This is a genomic window from Sphingomonas yunnanensis (assembly GCF_019898765.1).
Taxonomy (GTDB): Bacteria; Pseudomonadota; Alphaproteobacteria; order Sphingomonadales; family Sphingomonadaceae; genus Sphingomonas; species Sphingomonas yunnanensis.
The window spans coordinates 1-15,942 of sequence record NZ_JAIOKB010000012.1 but is presented as its reverse complement, the minus strand read 5'-3'; the positions used below and the strand labels follow the sequence as shown (position 1 = coordinate 15,942).

General features: G+C 69.5%; 12 protein-coding genes and 1 pseudogene. 8 read left to right on the top strand and 5 right to left on the bottom strand.

All coding sequences use genetic code 11. The features are described 5' to 3' along the window. The 6 genes from K7957_RS19805 (at position 1) to K7957_RS19780 (ending at position 6,333) form a co-directional block, all read left to right on the top strand. Positions 1-438 (top strand): c-type cytochrome, encoded by a 438-nt coding sequence (locus tag K7957_RS19805; protein WP_223014598.1) that lies wholly within the window; start codon positions 1-3, stop codon positions 436-438. Positions 439-529: 91 nt separating this feature from the next. Next, positions 530-1,714, top strand: coding sequence for a CaiB/BaiF CoA transferase family protein (locus K7957_RS19800; protein WP_223014595.1), 1,185 nt, complete (start codon positions 530-532; stop codon positions 1,712-1,714). After that, the gene (locus tag K7957_RS19795; protein ID WP_223014593.1) at positions 1,711-2,487 is read left to right on the top strand and encodes an enoyl-CoA hydratase; all 777 of its coding nucleotides are present in this window, start codon (positions 1,711-1,713) and stop codon (positions 2,485-2,487) included. The genes K7957_RS19800 and K7957_RS19795 overlap by 4 nt, the downstream gene beginning before the upstream one ends. Before the next feature lie 7 nt (positions 2,488-2,494). Next, positions 2,495-3,640 (top strand): L-lactate dehydrogenase, encoded by a 1,146-nt coding sequence (locus K7957_RS19790; protein WP_223014592.1) that lies wholly within the window; start codon positions 2,495-2,497, stop codon positions 3,638-3,640. 42 nt (positions 3,641-3,682) lie between these two features. After that, positions 3,683-5,017 carry an amidohydrolase family protein gene (locus K7957_RS19785; RefSeq protein ID WP_223014590.1) on the top strand — a complete coding sequence of 445 codons (1,335 nt, stop codon included), beginning with the start codon at positions 3,683-3,685 and terminating at the stop codon, positions 5,015-5,017. Beyond that, positions 5,014-6,333 carry an MFS transporter gene (locus K7957_RS19780; protein ID WP_223014587.1) on the top strand — a complete coding sequence of 440 codons (1,320 nt, stop codon included), beginning with the start codon at positions 5,014-5,016 and terminating at the stop codon, positions 6,331-6,333. The genes K7957_RS19785 and K7957_RS19780 overlap by 4 nt, the downstream gene beginning before the upstream one ends. Positions 6,334-6,351: 18 nt before the next feature. Here K7957_RS19780 and K7957_RS19775 read toward each other — a convergent pair whose 3' ends face one another. After that, positions 6,352-7,083 carry a GntR family transcriptional regulator gene (locus tag K7957_RS19775; RefSeq protein WP_223014585.1) on the bottom strand — a complete coding sequence of 244 codons (732 nt, stop codon included), beginning with the start codon at positions 7,081-7,083 and terminating at the stop codon, positions 6,352-6,354. Positions 7,084-7,352: 269 nt separating this feature from the next. Between K7957_RS19775 and K7957_RS19770 the strand changes: the two genes are divergently transcribed. Next, positions 7,353-9,503 carry an outer membrane protein assembly factor BamB family protein gene (locus K7957_RS19770; RefSeq protein WP_223014583.1) on the top strand — a complete coding sequence of 717 codons (2,151 nt, stop codon included), beginning with the start codon at positions 7,353-7,355 and terminating at the stop codon, positions 9,501-9,503. 147 nt (positions 9,504-9,650) lie between these two features. Here the strand turns inward: K7957_RS19770 and K7957_RS19765 are convergent, their stop codons facing one another. Continuing rightward, positions 9,651-10,400: a sulfite exporter TauE/SafE family protein gene (locus K7957_RS19765; protein ID WP_223014581.1), complete on the bottom strand. Its 750-nt coding sequence runs from the start codon at positions 10,398-10,400 to the stop codon at positions 9,651-9,653. Positions 10,401-10,846: 446 nt separating this feature from the next. Further along, positions 10,847-13,747, bottom strand: a complete 2,901-nt coding sequence (locus tag K7957_RS19760) for a TonB-dependent receptor (RefSeq protein ID WP_223014579.1) — start codon at positions 13,745-13,747, stop codon at positions 10,847-10,849. A 183-nt stretch (positions 13,748-13,930) separates the two neighbouring features. Here K7957_RS19760 and K7957_RS19755 point away from each other — a divergent pair, with 183 nt between their 5' ends. Beyond that, complete coding sequence (locus K7957_RS19755; protein WP_223014577.1) at positions 13,931-14,764, top strand: GDSL-type esterase/lipase family protein; 834 nt, start codon at positions 13,931-13,933, stop codon at positions 14,762-14,764. 126 nt (positions 14,765-14,890) lie between these two features. On the opposite strand, the pseudogene K7957_RS19750 reads toward K7957_RS19755, so the two are convergent. Together K7957_RS19750 and K7957_RS19745 are read right to left on the bottom strand one after the other, a co-directional pair. Next, a pseudogene (locus tag K7957_RS19750) lies at positions 14,891-15,121 on the bottom strand (alpha-glucuronidase); the annotation flags it as partial. Positions 15,122-15,256: 135 nt separating this feature from the next. After that, positions 15,257-15,942, bottom strand: a 686-nt coding sequence (locus K7957_RS19745) for an MFS transporter (protein ID WP_223014575.1), incomplete at its 5' end; no start/stop codon positions are given.

The following is a 15,942-nucleotide window of genomic DNA, read 5'->3' as shown; positions in this document are numbered from 1 at the left end:
ATGACCCATCCGTCGCTCCGCCCGTTGCTCGCTGTCGCGCTGGTCGCGCTGCCGGCCGTCGCGCTGTCGCAGGCCGCGCCCCGAAGCGTCTGGGGCGGCGTCTACAGCGCGGCGCAGGTGCAGCGCGGCGCCGCGGTCTATGCCGCCAGCTGCGCGAGCTGCCACGGCGACGCGCTCGGCGGCAACGACCAGGCGCCGGCGCTGGCGGGCAGCGGCTTCCTCGCCAATTGGAACGGCCAGACCGCGGCGGCGCTGTTCACCCGCATCAAGACGACCATGCCGTTCGACAATCCCAACTCGCTCGGCGCCGCCAAGGTGGCCGACGTCGAGGCGATGATCCTGTCGAAGAACGGCTTCCCCGCCGGCGCGGCGGAGCTGCCGAGCGATGCGGGGGCGCTCGGCGCGATCGCGATCACGCAGGACAAGCCGGGGGCGTGAGCGCCCACCGACCCTTGCCGCCGTTCGCGGACATTGTATGCAAGGTGCATAAGATGAGTACACACTGGCGCCGGGGAGCGGGGCGGGGATGATGACGGGCGATCAGCCACTGGCGGGGATCCGGGTGCTCGACGTGTCGCAGGTGATGGCGGGGCCGTTCTGCTGCATGCTGCTGGGCGACATGGGCGCCGACGTCATCAAGGTGGAGCCGCCGCACGTCGGCGACAGCTCGCGCCGCTCGATGGGATTCCGGCTCAAGGGCGAGGACAGCCCCGGCTTCCTGGCGCTCAACCGCAACAAGCGCAGCATCGTGCTCGACCTCAAGGACGCGGCCGACCGCGACACCTTCTACGCGCTGGTCGACACCGCCGACGTGCTGGTCGAGAACGGGCGTCCCGGCGTCGCGGCGCGGCTGGGCATGGGCTATGAGACGCTGCGCGCGCGCAACCCGCGGCTGATCTACGCGAGCATTTCGGGCTTCGGCGCGAGCGGACCCTGGGCGACGCGGCCCGGCTACGACCTGATCGCGCAGGCGATGTCGGGGCTGATCAGCGCCGTGGGCCTTCCCGACGCCGAGCCGGTCAAGAACACCACGCCGGTGGGCGATCTCGGCTCGGCGCTGTTCGCGGCTTATGGCATCCTGTCCGCGCTGTTCGTGCGCGAGCGCACCGGCGAGGGGCAGCTCGTCACCGCCTCGCTGTTCGAGGCCGCGCTCGGCCTGTCGGTGTGGGAGACCGCGGAGCTGTGGGGCACCGGCAAGAGCCCGCGCCCGCTCGGCAGCGCCAACCGCATGTCCGCGCCCTATCAGGCAGTGGAGGCGGCGGACGGCTGGTTCGTCTTCGCCGCCGCCAACCAGAAGCTCTGGCTCGCGCTGCTCGGCGTGATCGATCGCGCCGAGCTGGCGGACGACCCGCGCTTCCTCGACAATAGCGCGCGCGTCGGCAAGGCGCGCGAGCTGATCGAGCTGCTGCGTCCCAGCTTCCGCGCGCGCACCGTCGCCGACTGGGTCGACGCGCTGCTCGCCGCGGGCGTGCCGGCCGGGCCGATCCTCGATTACGCGCAGTCGACCACCAGCGAGCACGCGCAGGCGCGCGCGATGGTGCAGGACATTCCGCATCCGGTGGAGGGCAGCATCAAGGCGCTCGGCTTCCCGGTGAAGCTGTCGGCGACGCCGCAGCAGGTCCGCTATCCCCCGCCGCTGCTGGACCAGCACGGCGACGAGATCCGCGGCGAGCTGCGCGCAGCGGGCCGGCTGGCGCAGGGCGCGACGGCGTGAGCGCGGGCGTCACCCGCTACGAGAAGCAGGGCGCGGTCGCACGCATCACCTTCGACCGCCCCGCCGCCTATAACGCGCTGACCTGGGACATGTGGCGCGGCCTCGGCGACGCCTGCGCCGCGATCGCCGCCGACCGCGAGGTGCGCGTGGTCACGCTGCGCGGCGCGGGCGGCAAGGCGTTCGTCTCGGGCACCGACATCGCCGGCTTCCGCGATTTCACCGGGGGCGAACAGGGTGTCGCCTATGAGGCGGAGATGGACGGCTATGTCGGCGCGGTCGAGGCGCTGCCGCAGCCGGTGATCGCGATCGTCGACGGCTGGGCGGTCGGCGGCGGGCTGGCGCTGGCCTTCGCGAGCGACTTTCGCGTCGCCGCCGCGGGCGCGCGCTTCGGTTCGCCGCTCGCGCGGACGATCGGCAACTGCCTGTCCGCGCGCGGCTACGGCCGGCTGGTCCAGCATGCCGGGGTGGCGATGGCGAAGCGGCTGCTGCTCGGTGCCGAGATCGTCGATGCGGCGGAGCTGCACGCGCTCGGGCTGGTCAACGCGGTGGTCGCGCCGGGTGAGATCGACGCCACCGTTGCCGCGCTGGTCGAGCGGCTGCTCGCGCATGCGCCGCTGACGATGGCGGTGAGCAAGGAGGCGATCCGCCGCGCCGCCGTCGCCGCGCAGCCCGACATCAGCGACCTGATCGCGCGCGTCTACGGCAGCGTCGATTTCGCCGAGGGTGTGCGCGCTTTCCTCGCCAAGGACACGCCGCAGTGGCGCGGCGCGTGACCCTGCGATGATCGCCGCCTCGATCGACGATTTCCGCGCGATGGCGCGGCGGCGCCTGCCCGACTTCCTGTTCGAATATATCGACGGCGGCTCCTATGCCGAGGAGACGCTGCGCGCCAACACCGCCGATCTCGCCGCGCTCAAGCTGCGCCAGCGCGTGATGTGCGACGTCGACGGGCTCAGCCTGGGCACGACGCTGATGGGGCAGGCGGCGGACTTCCCGGTGGCGCTCGCGCCGATCGGGCTCGCCGGGCTGTACGCGCGCCGCGGCGAGGTCCAGGCGGCGCGCGCGGCGGCGGCGGCGGGCGTGCCGTTCATCCTCTCCTCCTCGTCCTGCTGCGGGATCGAGGAGGTGGCCGCGGCGGCGCCGCTGATGCTCCAGCTCTACATCATCAAGGACCGCGGCTTCATGGAGGAGCTGCTGGCGCGCACCGCCGCGCTGGGGGTCGAGACGCTGGTGCTGACGGTCGACCTGATCGTGCACAGCCCGCGCCGTCGCGACGTGCGCACCGGCCTGACCGGCGACCAGGGCGCGGCGGCGCGGCTGCGGCGCGCGGTGGAGATCGCGCGCCATCCGGCGTGGGCGTGGGACGTCGGCGTGCGCGGCCGGCCGCATACGCTCGGCAATTACGCCGCCAAGATGCCGGGCGGCGCGGGGCTGGCCGAGTTCACCGCCTGGGTCAGCCGCAACTTCGACGCTTCGGTCACCTGGGCCGACCTCGACTGGCTGCGCCGGCATTGGCGCGGGCGGCTCGTCATCAAGGGCGTGCTCGACGCCGAAGACGCGCGCGACGCGGTCGCCGCCGGGGCGGAGTCGATCATCGTTTCCAACCATGGCGGTCGCCAGCTCGACGGCGCGCCCTCCGCGATTGCGGCGCTGCCGCGCGTGATGGCGGCGGTCGACGGCCGCGCCGAGGTGCTGATGGACGGCGGCATCCGCTCGGGCACCGATATCCTGCGCGCGCTGGCGCTCGGCGCGCGCGGCGTGCTGCTCGGCCGCGCCTGGGCCTATGCGCTCGGCGCGCAGGGCGGGGCGGGGGTGACGCGGATGCTCGCGCTGCTGCGCCACGAGCTGGCGGTCGCGATGGCGCTGGCGGGGCAGCGCGACGCGACGGCGGTGGGGCGCGACGTGCTGGTCGCGCCGCCGCGCTGAGCGACTCGCCGCTTGATGCTGGAACAGCCTGGGAGGATGACGATGCGACGGACGATCACGGGTGCGGCGCGATGGGCGCCGCTCGCGGCGCTGCTGCTGACGGGCGCGGCGCGGGCCGAGCCGGTGCTCTACCGCGGCTTCACGCTGATCGACGGCACCGCCGCGGCGCCGCGCGCGGGGCAGGCGATGCTGGTCGACGGCGCGCGGATCCGCTGGGTCGGCGCGCAGGGCAAGGCGCCGAAGCGCCGCGGCGTGCGCACCGTCGACCTCGGCGGCAAGTATCTGATGCCGGGGATCATCGATCTCCACATCCACATCGGCACGGTGCGCGACCTCGTCCAGAAGGCCGACTATTTCACGCCCGAGTCGGTGCGGCGCGACCTGCGCACCTATGCCGCCTTCGGCGTGACGACGGTGCAGTCGATGGGTACCGACAAGGACAGCGTGCTCGCCATCCGCGACGCCGGCCGCGACGGTCCGCAGACGATGGCGCGGCTGCTGACCGCGGGGCAGGGGCTGGTGTTCAAGGGCGGCTATGGCGGCGTGCCGGGGATCAACCATCCCGTCGCCACGCCGGAGGAGGCCGCCGCCGAGGTCGACGCGCAGGCGCGCAAGGGCGTCGACTACATCAAGCTGTGGATGGACGACGAACTCGGCGCCATGCCGAAGATGCCCTATGCGATCAGCAAGGCGATCATCGACGCCGGCCACCGCCGCGGCAAGCGCGTGCTCGCCCACGTCTTCTACCTCGCCGACGCCAAGATGCTGGTGGCGCAGGGGATCGACGGCTTCATGCACAGCGTGCGCGACAAGCCCGTCGACGCCAAGCTGATCGGCGCGATGAAGGCGCGCGGCGTGTGGCAGGGTGCCGGGACGTTGAGCCGCGAGGCCGCGGTCTATGCCTTTGCCGCGGACAATCCGCGCACGCGCGACCCGTTCTTCCGTCAGGCCGCCGATCCTGCCACGATCGCCGGGCTGGAGAGCCCCGAGCGCGAGAAGTCGATCGCATCGAGCCGCATCTATCCCGCGCTGCCCCGGATCGACGAGCAGGCGCGCGACAATGAGATGGCGCTGGCGCGCGCGGGCGTGCGCTACGGCTTCGGCACCGACGCGGGGCCGCCGGGGCGGCTGCCGGGCTATTCGGAACATTGGGAGCTGGAGCAGCTGGTAAAGGCGGGCTTCACCCCGGCGCAGGCGATCCACGCCGCGACCGGCCGCTCGGCGGAGTGGCTCGGCACGGGCGACCGCGGCGTGATCGCCCCCGGCCGCCTCGCCGATTTCGTCGTGCTCGACGCCGATCCGACGCGCGACGTCCGCAACAGCCGCCGCATCGCCGCGGTCTATGTCGGCGGAAACAAGGTGCCGTCGGTCCGATGAGCGGGGTGCCGCTCGCCGCGGCGTCGGCGCCGGCGAGTTCCACCGCGGCGATGCGTCCGACGCGGGTGCGCCACGTCGTGCTGTGGCTCACCGTGCTGGCCTATATGATCACCTATATGGACCGCGTGGTCATCTCGGTGACCGGGCCGATGATCCAGCAGGAATATGGCATCGGCGACCGCGCCTGGGGCTGGGTGCTGGGCGTGTTCCAGATCGGCTACGCGCTGTTCCAGATCCCCGGCGGCTGGCTCGGCGATCGCTTCGGCCCGCGCCGCGTGCTCACCGCGGTGGTGGTATGGTGGTCGAGCTTCACCGCGCTGACGACCGCGACGTGGAGCATGGGCTCGCTGATCGCGTGTCGCTTCCTGTTCGGCTGCGGCGAGGCGGGCGCCTTTCCCAATGCGACCCGCTCGCTCAGCCGCTGGATGCTGCCGTCGGAGCGCGGCTTCGCGCAGGGCGTGACGCACGCGGGCGCGCGGCTCGGCGCGGCGCTGACGCCGCTGCTGGTGGTGTGGCTGATGATCCACTTCGGCTGGCGCGCGCCGTTCCTGATCTTCGCCGGGCTGGGGCTGGTCTGGGCCGCGGTGTGGTTCGGCTATTACCGCGACCGGCCGCAGGATCACGCCGGCACCAACGCGGCCGAGCGCGAGATGATCGCGGCGGCGTTGGCGCCGCAGACCGCGGCCGGGGCGACGGTGCGGGTGCCGTGGCGGCGCATCCTGGCACAGCCGCAGCTCTGGCTGATCTCGACGATGTATTTCTGCTACGCCTATTCGATCAACATCTTCCTGACGTGGTTCCCGAAGTATCTCGGCGAGGTGCGCGATTTCGAGCTGGCGCGGATGGGGCTGTTCGCCAGCCTGCCGCTGATGGCGGGCGTGATCGGCGACGTGGCGGGAGGCTGGGTGTCCGACCATCTGCTGCGGCGCACCGGCCGCGTCACCTGGGCGCGGCGCGCGGTGGCGGTAGTGGGCTTCGCGCTCGCCGCGGTGGCGATCCCCGCGGGAGTATTGAGCCCCTCGCCGCTGGTGAGCGTGGCCTGGTTCGCGCTCGCGGTGTTCGGGCTGGAGCTGACGGTGGGCGTCTCCTGGGCGCTGACGCTCGACGTCGGCGGGGTCTATGCCGGGTCGGTGTCCGCGGTGATGAACACGTTCGGCAACATCGGCGGCGCGCTCGCGGCGGTGATCACCGGCTATATCCTCCACTGGAGCGGGTGGAATGCGGCGATGTACGTGCTCGCCGCGCTGTCGGCGCTGGGCGGGCTGCTGTTCCTACGGATCGACGCGTCGCGGCTGCTCTATCGCGACGCCGGCTGAGCCCCCGCCGCCGCGCCGTCACTCGGCGCCGGGCGCGCTCTTGTACGCGCGCGACCGCTGCTCGCGCCGGGCGCGCTTGCGCGCCTCCTGGATGCTGGCGGCGCCATTGTCGAAATGCGCCTCCATCAGTCGCGCGATGGCGCCGGCGTCGCGCGCGCGAAAGGCCCGCTCGATCTCGACATGCTCCTGGAACGCCTCGGCCCAGCGCGCATGATCGAGCGTGCTGACGTGGCGCGCGCGCTCGGCCCGCGGCAGCAGCAGCCGCCACGCCAACACCAAAGAGGAATTGCCGGAGGACTCGACGATATGCTCGTGGATCAGCCGGTTGGCCTCGAGATAGCGCGGCCGGTCGCGCACCTCGAAATAATGCGCCAGATCGCCGTGCAGCTCGGTCAGCACTTCCATGTCCTCGGGCTGCATCCGCTCGCACGCGAGCCGCGCCGCGAGCGACTCGAGCGCGCCGAGAACGCTGAACACGTCGGAGGCGGCCTGTTCGTCGAGCTGGCTGACCTGCACCGTCCGATTGGGCAGCAGCGTCACCAACCCTTCCGCCGCCAGCGTCCGCAAGGCCTCGCGGACCGGCGTGCGCGACGTGCCGAACTGCTCGCTGAGCGCGACCTCGCGCAGCGGTTCGCCCGGAGCGAGCTCGCCGGAGAGGATCATCCGGCGCAGCAGCGTGACCGCCTCCTGATGTCGGTCGCCCTTGCGGGCAGGCGCACGGACGTCGGTGGGAGGAGCCTCGGCGGACATTGCATGCTCATAGCCGAATGTGTCGACAACGGCAAACATTGGGCGATCGTCGGACGCGGTTGGCGGCGCGGCATCGACGATCCCTGGCCACAAGCCACGCGATGGTGAGACAGGCTCGGGCGACTGGCGAGGAAGACAATGCCAAGCGGCCTAATCGACGAAATCGCCGTCTCGGCACCTACCCGCACGTGGATGATTGGCATCGCCCCGCGGGTCCGCCTAGGCTGTGTCCGCGGCTGGTCGACGCCGAAAAGGTGGGAGAGCAGGCGATGCGCGCGGGCGAGCGGGTGAGAGCGGCGGTCATGCTCGCGGGCGCGCTGCTGCTGGGGAGCGCGGCGACGCCCCCGCCCGACGCGGTCGTGCCGCCGGCGGGCACGGGAGCGGACTGGCCTTATTACCACGGCGATCCCGCCGCGACGCATTATTCCACGCTGGACCAGATCACGGTGCGCAACGTCGCGGGGCTGGTGAAGGCGTGGGAATATGACAGCGGCGACGCGTTCGGCGAGGGCGGATCGCAATCGGACATGCAGGCCAACCCGCTCGTCGTCGACGGACGCCTGTACATCGTCACGCCCAAGGGCCGGCTAGTGGCGCTCGACGCCGCGACCGGCCGTGAGATCTGGGCTTATGACCCGGCGTCCGCACCGGTCGCGACCCGCCAGCGACTGCGCGGCGTCTCCTATTGGCGCGACGGCGAAGAGCGTCGCATCCTGTTCACGTTCGGGCAGGAGCTGATCTCGGTCGACGCGCTGACCGGCCTCCCCGACGCGCGGTTCGGCCGCGGCGGCCGCGTCGACCTGCGCGCGGGCTTCGGCCGGCCGCTCGCGCAGCTGACCGTCAACAACGTCACGCCGGGGGCGGTGTTCGAGGACCTGATCATCATGGGCTCGACCGGCCATACGCCGGGCGACGTCCGCGCCTTCGACGTGCGCACCGGCGCGATCCGCTGGACCTTCCACACCATCCCGCACGGCGGCGAGCCCGGCGCCGAGACCTGGCCGCGCGACGCCTGGAAGACCGAGATCGGTGCCAACGTCTGGGCCGGGCTCACCGTCGACGTCGCGCGCGGCCTGGTGTTCCTGCCCGTAGCGTCGAGCGGGATGGGCGATCGTGACTTCTACGGACCGACGCGCGCGGGCGCCAATCTCTACGCCAACAGCCTGGTCGCGTTGGACGCGCGCACCGGCCGGCGGCGCTGGCACTTCCAGAGCGTCCATCACGACCTGTGGGACCGCGACTTTCCGGCGCAGCCGACGCTGGTGACGGTGCGCGGCGTGCCCGCGATCGCGCAGACCACCAAGTCGGGGCTGGTCTATGTCTTCGACCGGCGCGACGGTCGCCCGCTCTACCCGATCGAGGAGCGGCCGGTGCCCGCCAGCGACATGCCCGGCGAGCAGGCATGGCCAACCCAGCCGATGCCCACCGCGATCGCGCCCTTCGCGCGCCAGCGGCTCACGCCCGACATCGTCACCCGGCGGACGCCGGCGGCCTATGCCGCGGTGACGGCGCAGCTCGCCGAACTCCGCAACCGCGGCCCGTTCGATCCGCCGAGCCGTCAGGGCACGGTGCTGCTGCCCGGCATGGACGGCGGCGCGGAGTGGGGCGGGGCGGCCTATGATCCCGAGAGCGGCCTGCTCTACGTCAACGCCAACGAAATGGCCTGGACGCTGCGGCTGAAGCCGCGTCCGGCGCTCGCCGCCGGCGGCTCGGGCGCGGCGCTGTACGCCAACCATTGCGCGGCCTGCCACGGCGCCGATCGCGCGGGCGATCCGCCGCAGGTGCCCGGGTTGCGCGATGTCGGCGCACGGCTCAGCGCGGCGCAGCTCGAGCGCCAGATCGCGCAGGGCGGCGGGCGTATGCCAGGCTTCGCGGGCACGCTGTCGCCGGCGCAGGTGCTGGCGCTGGTGCGTGACCTGCGCGGTGACCGGGAGGGTGCGACGCCGCGCGGCAACGAGAGCGACGCTACCCCGCCGGCCGCGCCCGTCTTCGACGAGCCCTATGTGTTCGACGGCTACCATCGCCTGCTCGATCCCGACGGCTATCCGGCGCTGACACCGCCCTGGGGCACTCTGTCCGCGCTCGACGTCAACACCGGCCATTGGGTATGGCGCGTGCCCCTGGGCCGCTATCCCGAGCTCGGCCCGACCGAGACGGGGAGCGAGAATTACGGCGGCGCGGTGGTCACGCGCGGCGGCGTGCTGTTCATCGCCGCGACCGTCTACGACCGGCGTTTCCGCGCCTATGACAAGCGCAGCGGCCGGTTGCTGTGGTCGACGGAGCTGCCCGCCGCGGGGCTCGCGACGCCCGCCACCTACGCGATCGCCGGCCGGCAATATGTCGCGATCGCGGCGGGCGGCGGCAAGCATCGCGGGCGTCGGCCGGGCGGCTCTGTGATCGCCTTCGCGTTGCCGCGGTGACGGCGACACCAGCCACGGCGCCGATCCAACAGTACGCGCCCGCCCGGTGCCGACAGAGTCTCGTCGGTCGATCCGGTCACCCGCGCGGTACCCGCGCCTCACGCGGGATGCTCTCGTCGTCGCTGCGGGGAAGCGGCCGAGACGCCGTCACGCCAGCGCTTCCCACGTCAGAATGACTCCCACCGCGATCATCAGCACGTAGATGGCCGTGTAGAAGCGCTCGGGTGCGACGCGGCGAACCAGGGCCACGCCGGTCACCGTGGCGGCGAGCGCCACGGGAAGAAGCAGGAGCGACGTCAGGAGGTTGGCCCATGTGAACTGGCCGAGCGCCAGATACGCCGGCACCTTGATCCAGTTCACCGCGGCGAAGAAGATCGCGGTCGTACCTACCAGGCGCTCGCGCGGCAGACCACGTGGCAGAACCCAGAGCTGGAAGGGCGGCTGCCCCGCGTGCGCGATCTGGCTGGTGAAGCCCGAGGCCACGCCGAAGAGGGTGCCGAGCCATTCGGGCCAGCGCGCGATCTCGCGGGGACGCGGGCGGCGCGCCATCCAGAGCCGGTACAGACCGAACAGGATCGAGATCGCCCCGACCGCGGCCATCACCGCCCTCGGCGACACGCTCGCGGCGAAAGCGTATCCCAGCGCTATCCCGACCATCGCGCCGGGCAGCATCCAGCCGATCAGGCGCCAGTCGACGGAGCGCCGAAACGCCCACACACCGACGACATCCTGCGCGATGAGGAGCGGCAGCGTGATCGCCGCGGCCCGCACCGGATCGATCGCCAGCGCGAGCAGCGGGAGCGACAAGGCGCCCATGCCAGCGAACCCGCCCTTCGCTAGCCCGAGGAGGAGGATGGCCGGCAGGGCGAGGGCGTAGAAGTGCCAGTCTACGATCATGGTGGGCCATTACCGATTTCGGCCAATCACGCCCACAGGCAAGCAGGATGATGTGGGCGCCCGGGCTTCAAGACGGTCACAACGGTGCCCTGCCGGTCTCCCTGAAATGGAGCCTCGATATGAATGAGCGATCGGTCCGGCAGGCGAGGCAAGATGCTCTGGATGGCTGCCCTTGATCCTAGCCACGAGAGCGAGGTGGGAAACAAGCAGCCAAAGGTCTTCAGGGCGTGAGCATAAGCTCAAAAATGATCGAGATCGCTTGAGTGGCGAATACTGGGTGCGTTTCGACAGTAGGACAGTCCACTTCAGACATTTGGCATGTCCTCTATGAGGCGTTTTATATCAAGTTAAAAATTAGAACCCTCGTGTGTTCTGGCCGATGAAAGTGCCGTAAGGACACAAAGGTTCTATCGTTGGGTGTCTGCAGATCTTAGCGGGCTAGCCTTCTAGTACGTCAGCCGCGCGGTGATACTCACGCGGCGGTCGTTCAGCACGGAGGACTGCGAACGGCTGGCAACGCCGTAATAGGTGCGGTTCTCGGTGTTGGTCAGGTTGGTGCCGTCGATGGTAAGGCCGAAATTCGGTGTCGCGGTGAGCGTCACCGAGGCATCGAGCTGGCCGCGCGCGTCGTTGAAGATCGGCAGGTTGCCCGATCCATTGCCGCGCGTGGTCACGACATATTTCGAGCGCCAATTGTACGCGACCCGCGCCGACAGCGGACCGCGATCGTAGAAGCCGATCAGATTGTAGCTGTACTTGGACAATTGCTCGAGCGGCACGTTGAGCTGCGCCCCGCTGGTGTCCTGCGCGTCGGGCGAGGGCGCCTTGCTGTCGACGTAAGTGAAGTTGGCTTGTGCCCCGAAGCCCGACAGCCAGCCCGGCAGAAAATCGAGGAAGGTGTTGCCGCCGACCTCGAAGCCCTTGATCTTGCCGTCGTCGCCGTTGACCGGGCGGGTGACCTGATAGACATAGTCGACGCCGTTGAAGGAATAGGTCTCGGGCGCGGTGATCGTGGCGATAAAGCCGTCCACCTTCTTGTAGAAGCCGGCGGCGTAGATCGACCCGGTGCGCGAGAAGTAATATTCCAGGCTCGCATCCAACTGGTCCGCGGTGAGCGGGCGGAGGTCGGCGTTGCCGGAGCTGGCGGTGCGCTGGCCGTTAGTCGGATTGTTCTCGAAGATTGTGATGTTCGGGTTGAGCTGGTCGAAGCCCGGCCGCGTCAGCGCCTTGGACGCGGCGAGGCGCAGCTGCAGCTTGTCGGTGAAGTGGAACGTCAGGTTCAAGCTCGGCAGCGCCTTGGTGTAGTCCGAGTCGACGTTCACCGGATTGTAGGTGATCGGGCCGTTGCCGTAGATCGGTGCGCCGCTCACCGCGTCGGTGCCAGTCTGCACGCGCGGCGACGAGCCGACGAAGCCCGCGGTGCTTACCTTGGTCTTGATCAGCCGCACGCCGATGTTGCCGTCGATAGGCACCGCGCCGCCGCTGCCGAAGCGCGCCACGCCGTAGGCGGTATAGGTCTTCTCGCCTTGCGTGTTGCGGTCGGACGGCGCGTAGCCGACGCCGGCAAGCAGCGCGGCCTGCTGCGAGGAATCGACAAACGGGGCCAGCGCCTGCCGCGTCGCGCCGTAGTCGAGAACGGTATCGCGGTCGAAGAACACCGCGCTGCTGGGCACGTTCTGGAATCCGCGGTAGAGGTCGCCGCGGAACAGCCGTTGCTCGTAGAGGTCGGGCGAGAGCGCGCGGGTGAGGCCGTAATATTGATAGGTCGAGCTGTCGGTCACCGCCGAGCGGTCGGTGTAGCGCAGCCCGCCCGCGAGCGATTTTAGGAAACCGCCGTCGATCTTATACTCGGCGTCGAAGCGCCCGGCATATTCGGTCCCGACCGAATGCTCGATGTGGTCGAGATAGCCCGCGCCCGACGCGTAGTTGGCCGGATCGCTGACCAGCCCGTTGCCGTTGGCGGGATCGCTGTCGGGCGAGATGATCATTGACGGCACGCCGCTGCCGACCGAGGTGGTCAGTCGCTCGGCGGTGGAGGCGAGGATCACGATCGAGCGCTGCCCGTCGGTGACGCCGCGGATATACTGGAAGTCGCCATTGATTGTCAGCCGGTCGCTCGGGCGCCATTTTGCGGTGAGCGAATAGTCGTTGGTGACCGAGTGGCGCTGCTCGAGGCTGGTGTTGGCGTTGATCGGCACGTTGACGAACGTGCCGCTGCGGAAATTGCCCTCGCTGTCGTAGGTAAACGGCCGGGTGAAGTCGGGCGTGATCGGATTGTCGCCGGTGTAGGCGAAGAAGCTGTAGTCGCCGTAGCGAAATTTATAGTCCGAGCGGACATATTCGGCCGTCACGTCGATCGTGTCGGTCGGGCGCCATTGTACCGCGGCGTCGATGCCGAGGCGGCGGCGGTCGCCGAGATACTGACCGATGCCAACTCCGTGCGAGAGGTACGTCGGCTGGCCAAGCCGACCGAGCCCCTGGGCGGTGGCATAGTCGGTCGCGTTGACGGGCGCGCCGCTCGTGCTCAGCTGGTCGTTGAGCAGGTAGAAGGGCTGACTCGAGATCTGGTCCTGACGGAACGCGGTCTCCTGATAGGCGACGTCGAGTAGCACGCCGATCTCGCCGATGCCGGTCTGCCAGCGATCCGACACGAGCAGGTTCGCCTGCGGCTTGGTGCCGTCGTACAGGTCGTAGTAATTGGCAGTGGCGCTGGCCGATAGCTTGAAGCCGTCGAAGTCGAACGGCTTGCGCGTGCGCAGGTTGACCAGGCCGCCAATGCCGCCCTCGATGAGATTGGCCGACGGGTTCTTGTAGACGTCGACGCCGGCGAGCAGCTCGGAGGGTACGTCCTCCAGGCTCAGCGTGCGGCCATTGTTGGCGGTGAACACGTCGCGCCCGTTGATCTCGGTGCGCACCTGGCTGAGCCCGCGGATCGCGATCGAGCTGCCCTCGCCGTAGCTGCGCTGGATCTGGATGCCGGTGATCCGCTGCAACGCCTCGGCGACATTGCGGTCGGGCAGCTTGCCGATGTCCTCTGCGACGATCGAGTCGACGATCTGATCGGCGTTGCGCTTGATCCCCTGCGCGCTGCTGAGGCTCGCGCGGACACCGGTGACGACGACGTCGCCGCCACTGGCATCGCTGTTGCCGCTGCCGGGATCGGCGGTGCCCTGATCGCCGCTCGGCGCAGTGACGCCGCTGCCCGTGCCCGGCTGCTGGGTCGCGGGAATTGATCCTTCCGGCGTCTGAGCGCGTGCAGACGCTCCTGCCAGCAGCAGCGCCGTCGCGGAAACCGTCAGTGCCAGCCGCGCACGCGCGCCGCGCGCGATGAACCCGTTACCCGTCATCATCCTCGTCCTCCCTGCGCCGGCGCACTCAGCGCGCCGATGACCTGTTACCGCCGGGCGTCTCGTTGCTGTGGCGGCGCCCGAGAACGTTCACTACAGAAGGATTAATAATATTCACATATGAATTTTGGGCGTACCAGCGCCTAACACGCTTTAAGCCGTGCCAGCGAAAGGGAGGGGAAGATGAGGCATCTCAATCGTTTGCTGCTCGGTGTGGCTGGAGTGCTCACCGTGCTTCACGCTCGATCGGAGCCGAAAGCGGCGGAGCCTATATATCAGAGCTCCCCCGAGCGGCGCACCGTCCCGGAGCGGGACTGGGGGCCGTGGCTGGGGCCGTTTCGTGCCCGGCTTGTGCCCAGCCTGATGCAGGACTTCGGCGAGCGATATATCTACGCCGAGCGCAATCGTAAGCTCCACGCGCCGCGCGTAAGCGAGCGTCGCGTCGTCTTCCTTGGCGACTCCATCACGGATCGGTGGGATCTCGCGGGATCCTTTCCCGGACGGCCCTACGTGAATCGGGGTATCGGCAGCCAAGTCACCAGCCAGCTGGTCTTACGTTTCCACCAGGATGTCGTCTCTCTGCGAGCCGCGGTGGTGGTGGTGCTCGCCGGCGTCAACGATGTGCAGGGCTTTCTTCAGCAGGAGAGAGATGAGCAGATCCAAGCCAATTGGGAGACACTTGGGGACCTCGCGGACCGCCACGGCATTGCTGCAGTGTTCGGCTCACTCCTACCCGTCAATGGCGACACGCCTGCTGCGGGTAACGTGCTCCGGGAGCGTGATCCGGCGCGCTTGCGAAGGCTCAATGATTGGCTGCAGGCATTCTGCTTGCGGCGCGGTTACGTCTACGCTGACTATTACGCCGTGATGGTAGACAAGCGCGGCTTAATGCGCCACGAGCTGACGCAGGACGGTATCCATCCCTTGCGTGCGGGCTACGCACTCATGGCGACCGTTGCTGATGGGGCAATCCGCAGAGCGTTGTCGCAGCAGCAGCGTGAGGTTGGTCACCGCTGAGGCTCTGTAGATGCGCGCGGATGCTTGGTTCACAATACAGGAAAAATCTCGTTCTGACCCCCGAGCGCTCGCTGACCCAGGGTCGGAACCATAATGGTGCTCCGTCGCCATCACCTGCGCGAGCCCGAGCGGGCCTGTGTAATCGACCGCCGCGTCGCGCGACGCCATCATCATGTCCACCACCGGCTCGACCACGCGCGGGTCGGCCCCGAACGTCTGCCGCGCCCGGTCGCGGGACAGCGCGGCGGCGTCGGGCGTCGGGTCCCAGGCGAGCCGTCCGAAGGCGTACCAACTGGCCTGGCTGAAGGTCGAGCCCAACCAGTCACGGTCGCGCCCGATGTTGGTGACGCCGGCCATGCCGCTCAGCGCGGACCGTTCGGAGGATGCTCGGGTGAGCAGATCGCGCACGTGCTCGTACAAAGAAATTCCGATCTTGCGGGTACCCGGATCAGCAGAGAAGAGTCGACCAGGTTGGTGGTGTAAACGGTCGGGTCATCGCTTCACTTCGCGATAGCCCGGGTTGAGAAGATGGAAGACAATTAGCGCCACCAGGTACGCCACCCCGCACGCGACGAAGAACGGCCGGTAACTGCCCACCGTGTCGAGCAGCACGCCGAGCGACTTGGACGCGATGAAGCCGCCGACCGCGCCGGCGAAGCCACCGAGCCCGATCAGCGTACCCTGGGCGTAGCGCGGGAACAGGTCGCCGGGCAGCGCGAACAAGTTGGTCGAGAAGCCCTGGTGCGCCGCGCAGGCCAGCCCGATCGCGAGCACCGCGAGCCAGATGCTGCTCGCGTCCGCGGCGAACATGACCGGCAAGGCGAACAGCGCGCAGGCGAACATCGCGCGCTTGCGGGCGCGCCCGGTCTCGACGCCGCGGCGCAGCAGGTGCGACGAATACCACCCGCCCGCGATCGCGCCGACGTCGGCCAGAACGTAGATCGCCACCAGCGGCGGCCCGAAGCTCTTCAGGTCGTAGCCATATTGCTTGTTGAAGAAGTCGGGCAGCCAGAACAGGAAGGTCCACCATACGGGATCGATCAGGAACCGCCCCGCCATATAGGCCCAGGCCTCACGGCGGCGCAGCACCGTGCGGAAACCGGCGCGCCCGCTGTCGACCGCGGGCTCGGCCTCGATCCAGCCGCGCTCCTCGGCGGAGAGGCGCGGGTGGTCGCCGG